The sequence below is a fragment of the Saccharothrix stipae genome (genome assembly GCF_054781895.1).
The window spans coordinates 256,551-272,513 of the sequence record NZ_BAAGTN010000007.1 but is presented as its reverse complement, the minus strand read 5'-3'; the positions used below and the strand labels follow the sequence as shown (position 1 = coordinate 272,513).

Below are 15,963 nucleotides of genomic sequence, written 5' to 3'. Positions count from 1 at the left end.
TCGCCCGCCGTTCGGCCGGCCAGCCGCCGAGCATGAGCCACGAGGTACCCATTTCCGGACCACGACCAGCGAGTCGGCCCAAGTCCTCGACCACGAGCGACCACACGGCCTAATGCCGGTCATTCGCCGACTCGGACACCTTCGAGGAGAGCCCTGGGCATGTAGTCGGACTGGACCGTCAGCTCGATCTCGACGTCGTACGCGATGCACGCCATGGCGAGAGGGCCGAGCGCCAGGAAGCCGTCAGGGTCGTTCGCACGGCTTTTCTGACCCCAGTACTTCTTGTGCAGCTCCAGGGCCTCGGCGAGCGCGTCGTTCAGCTCTTCAGCCTCTTGGGTCGCGACGTAGTGGAACAGCTTCATCGTGGGGAAGTAGTACTGCAACGCCATGGCCTTGGGCATGACGAGCTTCTCCGCGCCGGTGGCTTCGAGCGCCCGGTTGAGCTTGCCGAGCACGTCCGGCTCGCGTCGCCAGTACGCCTGCAACGCCTCCACCCAGAGGAACGTGAACTCGTCGGACGACGGCCCGGGATGGCGCATCCTCGACACCGGGACCGCCGTCAGGATGTCCAGCAGCTTCCTGTCCCGGCAGATGACCGCAAGGTTGTGCACCTCCACCCAGGTGAGTGGATCGAGGTGGAGGGTGCTGCTCTTGGCCGGCACGTGCACCGGTTGCCCGACCACCAGGTCGACACCGGGGCCGTCGGTCGCGGCGAGCGCGAAGATGCCCGCGCCTGCCTGCGCCGCGAGGACGACGCTCAGCCAGAACTCGGCGGTCCGCCCCTCCGGGTCGGCTACGGACCGGTACGCGGCGTGCATGATGGCCAGCGAGTGGGCGATGTAGAGCTGGTCGAAGTTGTCACGCGCGAGCTTGGCCACGACGCCCTCCTTCACCGCCAAGCCTTCCGTCTGCTTCTGCGCCAGGCCGTGGTCGATGGCGTGCCGCGAGATGGTGATCATGAATTGCTTCCCTGCCTGTCGAGGTCGAACCTGCGGAGAGAGTAGCCACCGAACTCGGCGCCCTGCGGGCTTTCCACTGTGGACGCGCGGACGAGGATGAAGTCGAGATTGCGCTCGTTCCTGGCGGTGATCAGGTCCACCGCGGTACTCATCTCGGAGGGCCGCTTCAGCATCGCCCGTTCGATCGAAGCGAAGTATTCCGGTGTGCCCTGTTCGTGCGGTGTGCCTTTGTCAAGTCGCGTCCCCAGCGGACCGTCGCCGCCCTTGCATTCCACCACGACGAACCGGTCGTTGCCGTCCTGATCGGACACTCGCCAGATCTGGTCGAAGCGACCCGGACCTCGTTGGCCTTCTTCGTGCAGCGGGGTTATCGTGACACCTTCGCCGCCGTAGACGTTCTCGACGGCGAGCGTTCCGGCACGGTGCCCGAGTTCTTCGCCGATGTCCCGAACGGCGGTGTAGGCGTCCTTCAGGGCGTCTTCCGGTGTGTTCGGGTCTTTCTTCGCCACGTCCAACGCGGCCAAGGCGTCGCTCCGCGTGTCCACGACGTCCTGCATTGTCTTCTTTTCCTCCGCGTTCGCGGAGTAGCGCTCCACGTCGCCCTTGAACGAAGCTCGGTTCACGTCGGAATCGACCGGGACGTACCAGCCGTCCTCACCGGCCCTCAACTGCGGGATGCGGTTGCCGTCGGCGTCCTGCGCGTATGCGTCGCGACGGACGGGTTCGCCCTCACGCATGTAGTAGTTGTCCTGGAACGCTTGGTCGTCTGCTCTCAACGCGCCTTCGTGCGGCTTGTCCCCTTCACCGCCCTGGTCGGCAGCCGCACGATCGGCAGCGTCGTCATCGGCCGACGACGGCGGCTCCTCGGTGTGAACATCTGGTCCGGTCGCGGTTTCGGGCTCGGTAGCGGGTTGGGCCTGCGCCGCCGCGTCCGCCTCGGTCTCGGCCTGGGCCTGGGCCGCCGACGCGGCTTCGGCTTCGGTCTTCGCCTGCGCTTCCTCGGCCTTCGCCTGTTCTTGCGCCTCCGCCCGGGCCTTGGCTTCCGCTTCGGCTTTGGCGTCGGCCTCCCGCTGCTGCGTGTCTTCTTCTTGCTGCTGCGCCTCAGCATCCTCCTGCTGCTGCGCATCCTCCTCCTGCCGCTGCGCCTCAGCATCCTCCTGCTGCTGCGCATCCTCCTCCTGCCGCTGCGCCTCAGCATCCTCCTGCTGCTGCGCATCCTCCTCCTGCCGCTGCGCGACGTCCTCCGTCTCGGTCTCCGTGGCCGCCGCAGTCGGCGCGTCGTCCTCGACTTCCGTCGGGGTGTTGGCTTCTGGCGGGTTGGCCGCGTCCTCGTTGACGACCGGCGGGTCCTCGGTAGCCGGATCCTCGGTGGCGGGGTCCTCGGCGACCGGGTCCTCAGCGACTGGATCCTCGGCGACCGGGTCTTCTGTCGTCGGGTCTGCGGCCTCGGATACAGGGGGCGGGGTTGACGGGTCGGACTCCGAAGGCGGTGGTTGGCGGTTGTCGTCGACTTCGGCGGGAGAGTTTTCGTTCTCTGTGGACGTCTCCGACTCCACGGGTGTCGTGGCTTCGTCGGCCTCGACCATCGCCGATCCGGCACCGGCGTCGGCACCGGAGTCTGGTGGCTCGGTCGATTGCGCCTCGACCCCGGCGTCAGCCGAGGACGTCATTGCGTCACCCGCGCCCGAGGTGGTCTCCGCAGACGTCGAAGATTCCTCCGCGGCGGACTCGACCATGGCCTCGCCGGCGCTCGAAGGTGGATCCGGCGGTGGCGGGGGCGGTGTGGTGTCGGTGGTGTCCGGGCTGTCGCCGCTCATGTCGGCTTGCCGCGGAAGCGGATCGGCCAGTTGCCCGGGAACGGCTCGAACAGGGGCAGCACCGCCCGCAGCGCCTGCACCGGGTCCTCCAGGCCCGAGTACTCCCGGCTGGCCGCGGTCAGCGCGTCCGGACGGTCGCGGCCGATGAAGACTCGTTCCAGGTCACGTTCGGCATTGCTGCGGCGCAGGAGTTCGGCGTACTGCTCGTCCCGCGTCCGACCCGCGAGCACCAGGCCCCGCTCGGCCCACGACGCGGTGTCCGGGTGCGCCTCCGCGGTCTTGGTGCGGTGCAGGGCGACCAGCACGTCGTGCCACCGGTACGGACCGGCCTGCCACTCGACCTCCACCCCGCACCCCGTGCCGCCACCCGCCAACCGCTCCCTGGCCCGAACGGCCACGTGCGCGGCCAGGTCGTCGGGGTCGTAGAACGGCACCAGGTCCCGGTACCGCACGTCGACCGCCCGCTGCGCCAGCAGCCCGACCGCGCGCTCCAGCTGCGGCAGGTCGCCGTCGAGGCGGGCCAACCACCCGCCGACCGGCATGGGCGACGGGTAGCCGATCACGTGCGACAGCACCAGGAGCTCCACCCAGGTGGTCAACTCCGGCTGCTGCGCCACCTGCCAGGCCTCGCTGATCTCCCGCAACGTGCACGGCGTCGCAAGGCACTCCGGTCGGCACGCCACCGTGTGCATGCCGACACCCCGCACCGTCCCCAGCGGCACGTCGACGGACTCGCGGTCCTCACCCAGTGGGATGCCGAGCAGCACCGGGCGGTCCATCCCGTCGGCGAACACGGCCGCACGGCCGGGCGGCAGCGACACCACGTGCCGCGACTGCACCTCGTCCAGGTTCATCGTCGCGCCCACCGCTTCCCGGTCGTCCGCGGCGGGCAACCGGTGCACGATCTTGAGCGCGGTGTTCTTCAGCACGTCCGGGATGATCTTGGCGGGGATCTGCTCGGCGATCACGACACCCTCGCCGTAGGCGCGGATCTCCGCCAGCAGCGCGGCGAACATCTCCACCGCGTGCGACGCGGGACTGCCCGGCAGCACGTTCTTCAGCAGCCGGTGCGCCTCCTCGACGACCGTCACGTGCCGCAGCCGCACCGGACCGGGCACCCGCCGCATCCGCAGGTGCTCGACCAGCCGGATCAGCACCGCACCGATGAAGAACGCCTTGTCCTGGTCGTTGCCGACGTCCTCGATCTCCAGCACCACGTTGCGCCGCAACAGGTCCGCCACGTCCAGCGGCAACCCGCCCTCGAAGAACCGACCGGGCGTGCCCAGCCGCAACGACCCGAGCCGCACGTCCACGAATCCCCGGACGTTGGCGCTGATCTCCTTGCCGTACCCGATCTCGTCCACGACCTGGCGCGCCGAGTTCTGCAGGTCGCGCAGCGTCGGGTACCGGGGCGCGGCCCGCGGGAACCGGCTGCTGCTCAACGTCAGGTTCCAGCCGTACTCCTCGTACGAGCGGGTCAACGCCTGCGCGAGCACCTGCGGGAACGGCTCCTCCGCCTGGAACGCGGCCAGGAACAGCTCGCGCACCAGGTCGACGTGCGTCTGGAGCGGGAACCCCGCCTCGGGTTCGAGCGGGTTGAGCCCCAACGGCACGGCGCCCGGGTCGCCCGGCCGGATCACGGCCACCTCGCCGTCGGGCCACAGCCGACCGGCCATCCGCGCGTACTCGGCCTTGGCCGGCTCGATCACCAGCCACGGCACCCCGGCCCGGTGCAGGCCTTCCAGCAGGTGCCGGACCGTCTGCGACTTGCCCGAACCGGTCGCGCCCGCGACGAACACGTGCCGGTTCACCGTGCCGGCGCCGACGCTGAGCTCACCGACCGGTCGACCGGCGGTGTCGAGCACCGAACCGAGCGGGATCGACCCCGCCACCTCGGAGGTCAGGTCGAACTCGGCCCGCTCCACCAGCCGGACGCCCGGCACCTCGCGCACCGGCGGCCGCGCCAGGATCGACAGCAGCTCGGAGCTGCCCGAGAACGGCGAGGACGCGCCGTCGACCGCACGCACCGGCGCGGCGTCGACCTCGTCCAGCGAACCGACGTCCGCACCGGGTCGCAACGCGTACGGCAACTCGTCCAGGTCACCGGAACTGCACAGCAACGCGGCCGCGCGGCGCGCGTTCGACTCGGTGTCGGCGCCGACGAACACGTGCACGTTCCACATGCCGCTCACCCGCGCCCGCGACAGCTCCCGGTAACGGCCCTCGGCGCGTTCCAGCGCCACCCGGTCGGACTGCGAGTTCTCGCGCTGCCGCAGGCGCGGCACCTCGTTGGCGATCGACAGCAGCTCGAACTCGACCGCGTCGGAGGGCACGGGCTCGGCGACCACGACCCAGGCGAACGGCTGGCCCATGAACACCACGTAGTCGTCGAAGCCGCCGCGGCGCTGGGGGATGCCGTTGCCCTCGTCGCCGGGCAACCACAGCGAGTCCGCCTGCCCCGTGCACCGCAGCCACGCGCCGAACTCGCCGAACAGCTCCTCGACCTCGTCACCGGGCACGGCCTCGCCCACGCTGCCCGGCGGGTAGAGCAGCGCGTCGTCGCCCGCCGGTGGGAACCGCGGCCGGCCGCCGACCAGCACGTGCACCCGTTCCGAACGCGGGCGCCGCAGCCACGCGGTCGCCAGCACCGGGCGGTCCACGCCGGAGCCGGCCAGCTCCACGTGCGCGGCGGTCAGCGCGGCGAACAGCTGTGCCGGACGAGGGTCCGGGTCCATGCCACCGGGCACGGCCAGCACCCGGTGGAAGTTCACCCCGTCGAGCGGACGCACGGCGGTCAGCCGAGCCGCGGGTGCTGCGAGACCTTGTCCAGCAGCACGATGCCCGGGTTGCAGTCGCCGAGCACCGCGCGCCGCCCGGACCCGGCCGACTCCACCATGATGAACGACGTCACCGGCAGCGCCTGGATCGACGTCGGCTCCACCGAGAACTCGTACACCCGGCTCACCGTCCGGCCGTCGGTGGTCGAGTCGGCCTCGGAGAAGCTGTCGGTGTTCTGCCACGTCGAGGTGCGCGTCCGGGTGACCGACGAGCTGGTGCCGCTGGTGTAGGACGACGTCGACCCGCCCCCGCTGTCCGAACTGGTGAAGCCGGTGGAGCTGGACGAGCTGCGGCCGGTCGTGCGGGCCACGCTGTCGGAGCCGCCGACGCTCACCGCCCGACCTTCGGTGATCGTCTTGCCGACCTGGTAGGTGAGCTGGCTGAGGGTGAACTTGTGCTCGCGGCCGATGTACTCCGCGGCGACGGCGGCCTCCTTGCCGTTGCCCAGCCGCATCACCACGGACACGCTGTCGGCCGAGCCGAGCAGCTGCTGGAGGTCCTCGTCCAGCCGGTGCATCATCAGCACGAGCATCACGCCGGTGCGCTCGGCCTGGCGGGCCAGCTCGCGCAACGCCGACACACCCACCTCGTCCGCGCCCGCGATCACCAGCACCCCCGAACCGCGACCGCGCGGCGTGTTGCGCAGGTCGTGCAGCACGCGGTGGAACAGCAGTCGGTCGATCAGGTCCTTGCGGCGGCGGTGCGAGCTGGTCGTCTCGATCACCGCGACACCGCGTTGCGGCCAGTACGACTGGAGCGACGCGCCGCCGGCGGGCGTCACGTCACCGCGCACGACCAGGTCGAGGACGCTGGACAGGAACTGCAGCTCCTGACGGGTCTGGTCGGTGTGCACGACCACGTCGACGGCCGCGTTCAGCTGCCCGACCTCGGCGGCGGTCAGCGGCCCGCCCGGTCCCCCGTCGTAGATGCGGCGCAACACCTTCAGGCCGGCCGCGAGCCGCGCGAACGTGGCCGGTTCGACCAGCCGGTCGAGCACCGCGACGAACAGCTCGGCGTCCAGCGCGCGCAGGTCGGGGCCGTTGCCCGCGGGCCGCATGGTCGACACGGCCTCGGCCAGCAGCTCGGCCAGCTCCTCGCTGCCCAGGCCCTCGACCAGGTCGAGGTCGGCGAACCGCTCGGGCAGCTCCAACCCGGTCGCGGGCAGGTCCTGCGCCGTCGACACGGCCGCCAGGCCGCCCGCGACCTGCTGTTCGGTGAAGTCGAGCACGAACACGCCGTTGCCCTGCTTGAGCAGCGCCGCGCCGAACGTGGCGAGCAGGCTCGCCCAGCCGTCCTCGGTGCCGCCGAACACGTCGATCCGGCTCGGCCTGCCCCGCAGCACCAGCGGGTACCAGCGCATGGTCGACACCCACCGCATGAGCTCGGCGGCGTTGTGCGCGTTGACCCGGTCCTGCCAGTGGGACGTGGCGCGCTGGTAGTCGTGCCACAGGTTCTCCCGGTGCGTGCGGTAGTCGCGGCGGACCTTGGCCGCGCCCAACCGCGTCGAGACGATCGGCACCGCCAGGATCAGCAGGCCGAAGCCGCTCAGGACCAGGGCGCCGGGCACCGCTTCCGGTTGGGTGGACAGCACGATCAGCAGCATCAGCAGGCTGGGGACGAGGACGAACAGGCCGCAGCCGATGACGGCGCCGGGCACCCGTTGCTGCATCCCCGCGGGCACCGGCGGCTCGTACCAGCCGGGCGGCTGGTTCGCCTCCGGGCTCGGCGTGATCGGAGCGGGCTCGACGTGCTCCCAGCCGAGCCGGTCCACGGTCACGGACAGCCGGTCGACCAGACCGCTGTCGAGCGTCCCTTCGGGCACGCGTCCACCTCCACGTAGGGTCATGGGACCGTACCGAAACGTCACCGGCGGGCGGTCGGGAATGGGCCAACTCGCCCTGAACGGACTGCGCCGATCCACCCCGTCCGGCGCCGCGGGTGCGTCCGGTATCGGATCGCGGAGCCCCGGCGGCGCGATCTAGGGTGGCCCGATGCGTGTGCTGTTCACGTTCGCCGGCGGGGTGGGCACTTCCAGCCGCTGGTCCCGCTCGCCTCGGCGGTGGCCGCCGCCGGCCACACCGTCGCGTTCGCGGCCGGTCCGGCCCGGCGGGGCGCGATCGAGGCGGCCGGGTTCACCGCGTTCGCCGTGGGTGGCGGTAGCGACGAGGTCCGGGAACGCCTGCCGCTGGCGGCGCCCGACCGGGACCGGGACGACTACGAGCTGCGCGAGGGCTTCGTGCGGGAGGGCGCCGGGCTGAGGCTGCCGCTCTACCTCGACCTGTTCACCCGGTGGCGGCCGGACGTGGTGGTGTGCGAGGAGGTCGACTTCGGCAGCGTGCTCGCCGCCGAGAAGCTCGGCTTGCCCTACGCGAACGCGCAGGTCATCGCGTCGGGTTCGTTCGTGCGGCCGGAGGTGATCGGTGAGCCGCTCGCCGAGTTGCGTGCCGCGCACGGCCTGCCGCCCGACCCCGACCTGGCCATGCGGCACCGGCACCTGCTGCTCTCGCCGTTCCCGCCGAGCCTGCGCGATCCGGCGTTCCCGCTGCCGGACACGGCTTTCCCGATCCGCCCGCCGGTCGGTCCCCTCGGCCGGTCCGACACGCCGGCCGTGTACTTCACCCTCGGCACCGTGTTCAACACCGAGTCCGGCGACCTGTTCGGCCGGGTGCTGACCGGGTTGAGCGACCTGCCGGTCGAGGTGGTGGCCACGGTCGGCAGGCACATCGACCCGGCCGAGTTCGGCGAGCAGCGGCCGGGTGTGCGGATCTCCCGCTTCGTGCCGCAGGCCGAGGTGTTGCCGCACTGCGACGTGGTCGTCTCGCACGGCGGTTCGGGCAGCGTCGTCGGCGCGCTCGCGCACGGGCTGCCCGTGGTGCTGCTGCCCTTGGGCGCCGACCAGCCGCAGAACGCGGAGCAGTGCTTGCGGCTCGGTGTGGGCCAGGAGTTGGACCCGGTCGGCGCCACCCCCGGTGACGTGCGGGACGCGGTGGCCGAGGTGTTGGCGGATCCGGGTTACCGGCGGGCGGCCGAACGGGTGCGGGCGGAGATCCTGGCGCTGCCCGAGCCCGAACGGGCGGTGCCGCTGCTGGAGCGGCTGGCCGGCGCGTGATCCGCCGTCACCTCGGCCGATCCAGGTTCGCCGCGGTCGGCACGATGAGGCCGCTCTCGTAGGCGACCACCACCGCCTGCGCCCGGCTGGACAGGCCGAGCTTGCCCATCATCCGCTTGACGTGCGTCTTCACCGTGGCCTCGCTGAGCACGAGCCGTTGGGCGATCTGCCCGTTGGTCAGCCCGTTGCCGACCAGGCGCAACACCTCGGTCTCCCGTGCGGTCAGCGCTTCCAGCTGCGGGGCGCCGATGGCGGTGGCGCGGTGGTGCTGGGCGTAGGTCTCGATCAGCCGGTGGGTGATGTGCGGCGCGACCAGGATGTCGCCCGCCGCGATGGTGCGGACCGCGGAGATGATCCGCTCCGGCGGGGTGTCCTTGACCAGGAAGCCGGAGGCGCCCTCGCCCAACGCGGTGTAGACGTACTCGGGCAGGTCGAACGTGGTCAGCACGATCACCCGCGGCGCGTCCTCGCGGTGTCCGGCATCGCGCTGGTCGGCGTCGGATTGGTCGGCGTCGGGCCGGTCGGCCGCCCGGTGGTCTGTCTCGCGCTGGTCCGTCTCGCGCTGGTCGGTCTTCCGCCGGCCGGTCCTGCGGTGTCCGGTGTCGTGCTGGCCGGTCTCGGGCCGGCCGGCGTCGCGCTGCTCGGTCTCGCGCTGGGCGGCCGTCCGGTGATTGGCGAGGATGCGGCGGGTGGCGGCGATGCCGTCCAGCACCGGCATCCGGATGTCCATCAGGATCACGTCGGGCGAGGTCCGCGCGGCGGCGGCCACGGCCTGTTCGCCGTCGGCGGCCTCGCCGACCACCTCGAACCCCGGCGCGGCGGTGAACAGGGCGACCAGGCCCGCGCGGATGAGCGCCTGGTCGTCGGCGATGAGCACGCGGATGGTCACCGGGCCGCCACCTCGTGCATCGGCAGGCGCAGCACCACGCCGAACCCGCCGTCGTCGGTGGGACCCGCGGTGAGCACGCCCCCGTACAGCTCGGCGCGTTCCCGCATGCCGCGGATCCCGTGCGACGGGTGGTCGTCGTGCGACGCGTGGTCCGCGGCCGAGGCGCCGCCGGTCCGGGCCGCCCGGCCGTTGTCGGTCACCTTGAGCACGAGCGTCTGCTCGCCGTAGTCGACGTCGATCCGCGCCCGGGCCGGCCCGGCGTGCTTGAGCACGTTGGTCAGCGACTCCTGCGCCACCCGGTACGCGCACAGGTCCGGCCCCGGCTGGAGCTCGCGCGGCGCACCGGTGACCACCACGTCCACCGGCAGCCCCGCCCCCCGGGCGCGTTCCACCAGCTCGTCGAGCGCCGCGAGGCCGGGTTGCGGCCGGTAGTCGTCGTCCTGGTCTACCCGCAGCACGTCGAGCAGCCGGCGCAGCTCGGTCAACGCCTCGCGGCTGGTCTCGCCGACGGTGGTGATCGCGTCGCGCGCGGTCGGCAGGTCGGTGTCCAGCACGTACCGCGCCACGCCGGCCTGCAGGGAGATCACCGACATGTGGTGCGCGACGATGTCGTGCAGCTCGCGCGCGATGCGCACCCGTTCGTCCGCCACGGCCCGCGCCGCCTGCTCGGCCAGCCGCTCGGCGCGTTCGGCCCAGCGCCTCGTGCCCTCGCCCAGCATCCAGGCGCCCACCACGACCAGCACCGACTGCGCGACCTCCGACCACGCCACCACGGCGACCGGCACGTACGCGATCACCACCACCGCCGTCGTCATCAGGAACACGACCGCCGCCACGGGCCGGGGCCGCAGGGTGGCCACGGTGAACATGCCTACCAGCGCGCCGATGCCGGAGCTGGGCAGGCCGCCGTACCCGAGCACGCTGTACGCCGTCAACGCGCCCAGGACGACCGCCACCGTGGCCACGGGCGCGAGCTGGCGCAGTGCGATCGGCGCGACGGTGAGCGCGGCCAGCACGTACGCCGGCAGGGTGACGCGCCCGCCGGTGTGGCTCACCGCGGTGATGACGGTCAACGAGGTGAGCACCGCCGCGAGCAGCACGTCCAGCCGGATCGGGTTGAGTTTCGCCAGCACCAGCTCAACGTAGTCGCGTGCCGCGCGGGCGTCGCCACCCTCAGGGCGGATCTTCCCGTACCTCTGAGGGGGTACTCGAAGATCCCTTCCCAGGGCGACGACGCAAGCCTCCCGCGGACCTAGCGTTCGGTGCTGTGAAACGACTTCCTGTGACAGCGATGATCGCGGTGCTGGGGCTGGGCCTCACGGCGGGCGCCGCCCAGGCCGAGCACCGACCCGACACCAGGACCCTCCAGCGGCACGCCGACGCGCTGCTCGACCAGGGCGCGCCCGGCGTGCTGGTCGAAGTGGACACACCGCGCGGCGACGTGCGGGTGCGCAGCGGCTACGGCGACGTCGACCGGCGCACGCCCGTGCCGTGGCAGGCGAAGTTCCGCATCGGCAGCTACACCAAGACGTTCGTGGCGGCGACCGTGCTGCAACTGGTCGGCGAGGGCCGGGTGTCCCTTGAGGACACCGTCGACCGGTGGCTGCCCGGTGTCGTCGCCGGCCACGGCAACGACGGCACGAAGATCACCGTGCGGCAGCTGTTGCAGCACACCAGCGGCCTGTACAACTACGTGGGCAGGATGCCGGAGCTGTTCCTGGAGAAGGAGTTCGAGCGGATCCGGTACCGCACGGTGGAGCCCGAGCGGATGGTCGCGCTGGCGGTGCAGCAGCCGCCGGACTTCGCGCCCGGCGCCGACTGGAACTACTCGAACACCGGCTACGTCCTCGCGGGCATGATCATCGAACGGGTGACCGGCAACACCTGGCAGCACGAGGTGCGCACCCGCATCGTCGACCCGCTCGGGCTGCGCGACACGTACCTCCCCGGCACGTCCCCGATCGTGCCCAGGCCGCACGCGGTGGCCTACGAACGGTTCCCGGAGAAGGGGCTGGAGGCCGACCCGGCCGACCCCCGGTACGGCCGGGCGATCGACGTGACCAGGTACAACCCGTCGTGGGGCGGCGCGGCCGGCGACATGATCAGCACCACCGACGACGCCAACGCGTTCCTCAAGGCGCTGATCGGCGGCAAGGTGCTGCGGCCCGCGGAGCTCGCCGAGATGACCGACACCGTCCGCACGCCCGCGCTGGACCCGGCGTGGCCGGGCGCCCGGTACGGGCTCGGGATCATGTGGATCCCGAACTCGTGCGGCGGCCACTGGTCGCACGGCGGTGACATCCCCGGCTTCAAGACCCGCAACGGCGTCACGGCCGACGGCCGGCGCAGCGTGACGGTGTCGATCAACACCGACTCGATGGTGCCGGTGCCAGGCGCGCCCAAGCCGGACAAGGACGTCACGGCGGACCTGGTCGACCACGCGCTCTGCGGCATGAGGTGAGCGGGTGACATGGCCTGCCGGACCACCGGCAGGCCATGATGTACCGGTGGAGTCCACCCGTGTGGACCGCTGGTTGTGGGCGGTCCGGTTGACCAAGACCCGTTCCGACGCCGCGGCGGCCTGTCGGGGTGGTCACGTGCGCGTCAACGACAGGCCGGCCAAGCCCGCCACGTCGGTGTCACCGGGTGACGAGGTGCGTGCCCGGGTGGGTGACACGACCCGGATCGTGGAGGTCGTTCGGGTGATCCAGAAACGCGTAGGCGCGGCCGACGCGGTCGGCTGCTTCCTCGACCGAACGCCTCCACCGCCCAAGCCCACCGATGCGCCCGCTCCCGTCGCGCGGAGGGAACGCGGCGCCGGACGTCCGACCAAGCGCGAACGCCGGGTCCTGGACAAGTTCCGCACCGGCCAAGCGTGATCTGGCCTTTCGGGAATGTGAACCACTCGACCGCGGAAGCATCGACTGCCTGGGCACCTGCGCGTTGAACACGTGAGGTGGTCTCGGCAAGGAAGGCGCTGGTGAGGGGACTCCGGGCAGAGGACGGGGAGCCTTCGCACAGGACTGGATTCGCGACGATGGCGGGAACGCGTCCGGACTACGAGCCCAGGGCGAACGCGCCTTCGCCCTGCTCATCGGCCGTTGGAAAGCACTTCGAACACCACTGGCCACGGACCGGACCCTCGTTGAGATCACTTCACGTGTCGTGGGACGACGCGGCGGTCGGGCTGGATGGCGGGGCGGAAGGTGGGCCGTTCGGGTGAATCGGGCGATGTACGCCTAACGGGCTATCAGGCCGAGACGATCAAGGAAGCGGGGAGGGAGCTACGAGCTAACAGGTCCGGACGGGGTCGCGGTGACGACCTCGGAGCCGACCGTCGCGATCGACGGCCAGGAGGCGCGCGATGTCCGGCAAGCGGAGGACCGAGCGGAACGGGCGGGTCGGACTGGCGCGCTGGCGGCTGCGGGAGGGCGACTCCGCGTTGGCCGCCGGCCGGTTGCCGGAGGCCCTGGACCTGTACGCCGTCGCCGCGTACGAGTTGGACGGCCTGGACCGTCGCGACGGCGAGGTCGCCGCGCTGCTCGCACACGCCCTGGCCGGTCACGGGCGGGCGGACCTGGGGCTGGGCAACCCGCAGCGCGCGCTGGAAACGCTGAGGAGCGCCGTCGAGCTGACCGAGCCGAACAGCGCCATGCACGCCGGAGTCCTCTCCTGTCTCGCGTGCGCGCTGCGTGAAACGGGAGCGCTGGACGACGCGGTCTCGACGTTCACCGAGGTCCTGGCCATCCAGCGGAAGGTCGACCGGACCGGCGCGGCGGTCGTCGGCACCCTCAACGACCTGTCCCACGCGCTCATGCTGCACGGCCGGGCGCAGGCCGCCGAACGGGCCGCCCGGGAGGCGGTCGAGCTGGCCGAGCGCATCGCGCCCGGTGGTCCGGCCGCGGCGATCAGCCACCACCACCTCCGCCAGGCCCTGGACGACCTCGGGCGGACGGACGAAGCCGAAGCGCACTTGACGCGCGCCATCGCCCTGCTGCTGCGGCACGCGCCCGACGCGCCGGTGACCGCCGACGCCATCAACCGGTGGTGCGAGGTGCTGCTGGCGCGGGAAGGTCCGCACGACGCGCTGCCCTGCATCGACCGCCACCTGGCCGTGATCGAGCCGGACGCGCCCGGTGCGCCGGTGGTCGGCGTGCTGCGGCTGTGGCGCGGCATCGGCCTGGCCTCCCTCGGCTCCGACGAGGCGGACACCGAAGCGCTGCGCGAGTTCGAGGCCGCCGAACGCGTCCTGGCCGGGCACCTCGACCAAGCCGGGCGAGTCGCCTGGACCAGGGTGAACCGGGCGAAGTTGTTGTTGTGGCACCAAGCCGCGGACGCCGCCGAACCCCTGCTGCTGGCCGCTCGCGCGCACTTCGCCGCCGCCGGTGACGAGCACGCCGAGGCCGAGGCCGCGAAGCTGCTCGCGTGCACGACGTTCGAACGGCTGACGGCGAGCGGGCGAGGCGGCACCGTGGAGGCGTTGTCCGCCGCACGGCGGGCAGCGGACGGTTTCGCCGCCGCCCAGCAGTACGATGACGCCCTGGACCTGCTGACCCGGGCGCTGTCCGCGGTGGACGCTCCGCCGTGCGACGCGGCGATCGCCGAGGCCGTCGCGGTCACCGAGAGGGCGCGTGCGCGCGTGCTGGCAGGACGCGACACCGGACCGACGCCCCACCGGCCCGGCGGTTGACGAACCGGCGGTACCGCTCGACCACCGCCGCCTACCGGGGCTCGCCCAGCTTCACGGCCACCACGCCGCCGAGGATCAACGCGCCGCCGACCAGCTGGACCACACCCGGCGCCTCGCCCAGCAGCAGCCACGCGAACAGCAGCGCCGTCACCACCTCGGTCAACGCCACGAACGACGCCAGCCGCGAGCCCAGCCGCCTGGTCGCGGCGATGCCGGCGACGTACGCGAGGGCCGCCGTCACCACGCCCAGCGCCAGCACCGGCAGCCACCACGCCACGGCGAACCCGTCGAACGCGACCGGTTCGGCGGACACCTCGAACGGGACGATCCCGACCGCGCCCGCCACCAGCAGCACGACACCGCCGAGCAGCAACCCGCCGGCGGCCAGCACGGTGCCGGGCAGCCCGTCACCGTCGCGCGCCGAGAGCACGAAGTACACCGCGGCGCCCACCATCGCGCCCAACGCCCACAGGACGCCCGCGGCACTCACCCGGGCTCCGGAGACGACGTCGAGCACCAGCAACAACCCCATCAGCCCCAGCACCGCGCCGAGCACCGTCAGCCGGGTGGGTCGCTGACCGTGGCGCAGCCACAGCCAACCGACCACGGCGACCGGCGCGGTGTACTCGACCAGCAACGCGACACCGACCTCCATCCGCGCGACGGCGTTGAAGAAGGCCAGTTGGCAGCCCGCGACCGCGACCAGCCCGTACGCCGTGATCAGCGGCGCGGTGCGGCGCAGCAGGTGCCGGCGGCCACGCAGCTGGACCACCGCGATCGGCGCCAGCACGGCCGCGGCGAGCAACACCCGCACCGCCACCGCGGCCGCCGACGACCACCCGGCGTTCATCAGGCCCCGCGCCAACGGCCCGGACAAGCCGAAGGACGACGCGGACAGCAGCGCGAAGCCCAACCCGGTGCGCAACCGGCCGGCCACCAGCGTGTCATGTGCCATTGTCGCCATGACTCATGACGCTATGGACCTCGGCGGTAATCTGTCAACATGCTCTTCACCCATGACACGACCACGTCGCTCATCGCGGCGGTGGCGTTGGTGAACTCGGCCGAGGAGCCGGACACGATGACCGCGCCGGCGCAGCTGGACGCGTTCTTCGCCGAGCACGGCTACACCGGCTCGCGCACCCACGACCAGGCCGAACTGGAGGCGATCCGCGCGCTGCGGGCGCCGCTGCGCCGACTCCTGACCAGCGACCGCGACACCGCCGTCGGGATCGTGAACGACATCCTGGCCAGGCACCAGGTCGTGCCCCGGCTCGTGCGGCACGACGGTTTCGACTACCACCTGCACGTCTCGGACCCGGCGACGCCGCTGGCCGACCGGATCGCCGTGGACACGGCCATGGCGATGGTCGACCTGATCCGCGCCGACGAGATGAGCCGCCTCGCGGTCTGCGCCGACGACACGTGTGACGGCCTCGTGCTCGACCTGTCCCGCAACCGCTCGCGCCGCTACTGCAGCACCACGTGCGGCAACCGGATCGCCGTCGCGGCCTACCGCGCCCGCAAGGGATGACCGACCCCCACCTGGGTCCGACGATCAACCCCAGACTTATTACCAGATAGAAACTAACCCTTGAGAACGCCGCTCACGAGCCGTTAGCGTCAGCGCCGCACCTCGGCCGGCGCCGGTGACCTCCCGG

At 71.9% G+C, this 15,963-nt stretch carries 12 protein-coding genes; 5 read left to right on the top strand and 7 right to left on the bottom strand.

The window, feature by feature from the left end; genetic code table 11:
• Positions 1-119 precede the first annotated feature (119 nt).
• The 4 genes from ACYVLT_RS13985 to ACYVLT_RS13970 are packed head-to-tail and all read right to left on the bottom strand — an operon-like array spanning position 120 to position 7,436.
• Positions 120-959: an immunity 49 family protein gene (locus tag ACYVLT_RS13985; RefSeq protein ID WP_461120595.1), complete on the bottom strand. Its 840-nt coding sequence runs from the start codon at positions 957-959 to the stop codon at positions 120-122.
• Positions 956-2,776 carry a hypothetical protein gene (locus ACYVLT_RS13980; RefSeq protein ID WP_461120594.1) on the bottom strand — a complete coding sequence of 607 codons (1,821 nt, stop codon included), beginning with the start codon at positions 2,774-2,776 and terminating at the stop codon, positions 956-958. The genes ACYVLT_RS13985 and ACYVLT_RS13980 overlap by 4 nt, the downstream gene beginning before the upstream one ends.
• Positions 2,773-5,565: an ATP-binding protein gene (locus tag ACYVLT_RS13975; protein ID WP_461120593.1), complete on the bottom strand. Its 2,793-nt coding sequence runs from the start codon at positions 5,563-5,565 to the stop codon at positions 2,773-2,775. The genes ACYVLT_RS13980 and ACYVLT_RS13975 overlap by 4 nt, the downstream gene beginning before the upstream one ends.
• Before the next feature lie 5 nt (positions 5,566-5,570).
• The gene (locus tag ACYVLT_RS13970; protein ID WP_461120592.1) at positions 5,571-7,436 is read right to left on the bottom strand and encodes a hypothetical protein; all 1,866 of its coding nucleotides are present in this window, start codon (positions 7,434-7,436) and stop codon (positions 5,571-5,573) included.
• A gap of 237 nt (positions 7,437-7,673) precedes the next feature.
• Here ACYVLT_RS13970 and ACYVLT_RS13965 point away from each other — a divergent pair, with 237 nt between their 5' ends.
• A complete protein-coding gene (locus tag ACYVLT_RS13965) occupies positions 7,674-8,723 on the top strand; it encodes a glycosyltransferase (protein ID WP_461120591.1) in 1,050 nt (349 codons plus the stop codon).
• Between the two features lie 7 nt (positions 8,724-8,730).
• On the opposite strand, the gene ACYVLT_RS13960 is transcribed toward ACYVLT_RS13965, so the two are convergent.
• Positions 8,731-9,612 (bottom strand): response regulator, encoded by an 882-nt coding sequence (locus ACYVLT_RS13960; protein WP_461120590.1) that lies wholly within the window; start codon positions 9,610-9,612, stop codon positions 8,731-8,733.
• Positions 9,609-10,745: a sensor histidine kinase gene (locus ACYVLT_RS13955; RefSeq protein ID WP_461120589.1), complete on the bottom strand. Its 1,137-nt coding sequence runs from the start codon at positions 10,743-10,745 to the stop codon at positions 9,609-9,611. Before ACYVLT_RS13955 ends, ACYVLT_RS13960 begins: the two co-directional genes overlap by 4 nt.
• Positions 10,746-10,879: 134 nt before the next feature.
• Between ACYVLT_RS13955 and ACYVLT_RS13950 the strand changes: the two genes are divergently transcribed.
• From ACYVLT_RS13950 to ACYVLT_RS13940, 3 genes are all read left to right on the top strand, one after another.
• The gene (locus tag ACYVLT_RS13950; RefSeq protein ID WP_461120588.1) at positions 10,880-12,073 is read left to right on the top strand and encodes a serine hydrolase domain-containing protein; all 1,194 of its coding nucleotides are present in this window, start codon (positions 10,880-10,882) and stop codon (positions 12,071-12,073) included.
• Between the two features lie 46 nt (positions 12,074-12,119).
• Entirely contained in the window at positions 12,120-12,491 is a 372-nt protein-coding gene (locus ACYVLT_RS13945; protein ID WP_360451262.1) for an RNA-binding S4 domain-containing protein, read from the top strand.
• Between the two features lie 485 nt (positions 12,492-12,976).
• Positions 12,977-14,302, top strand: coding sequence for a tetratricopeptide repeat protein (locus ACYVLT_RS13940; protein ID WP_461120587.1), 1,326 nt, complete (start codon positions 12,977-12,979; stop codon positions 14,300-14,302).
• A gap of 31 nt (positions 14,303-14,333) precedes the next feature.
• On the opposite strand, the gene ACYVLT_RS13935 is transcribed toward ACYVLT_RS13940, so the two are convergent.
• Positions 14,334-15,266, bottom strand: a complete 933-nt coding sequence (locus tag ACYVLT_RS13935) for an EamA family transporter (protein ID WP_461120586.1) — start codon at positions 15,264-15,266, stop codon at positions 14,334-14,336.
• 39 nt (positions 15,267-15,305) lie between these two features.
• On the opposite strand from ACYVLT_RS13935, the gene ACYVLT_RS13930 reads away from it, so the two are divergent.
• The gene (locus ACYVLT_RS13930; RefSeq protein ID WP_461120585.1) at positions 15,306-15,836 is read left to right on the top strand and encodes a CGNR zinc finger domain-containing protein; all 531 of its coding nucleotides are present in this window, start codon (positions 15,306-15,308) and stop codon (positions 15,834-15,836) included.
• The last annotated feature ends 127 nt before the right edge of the window (positions 15,837-15,963 follow it).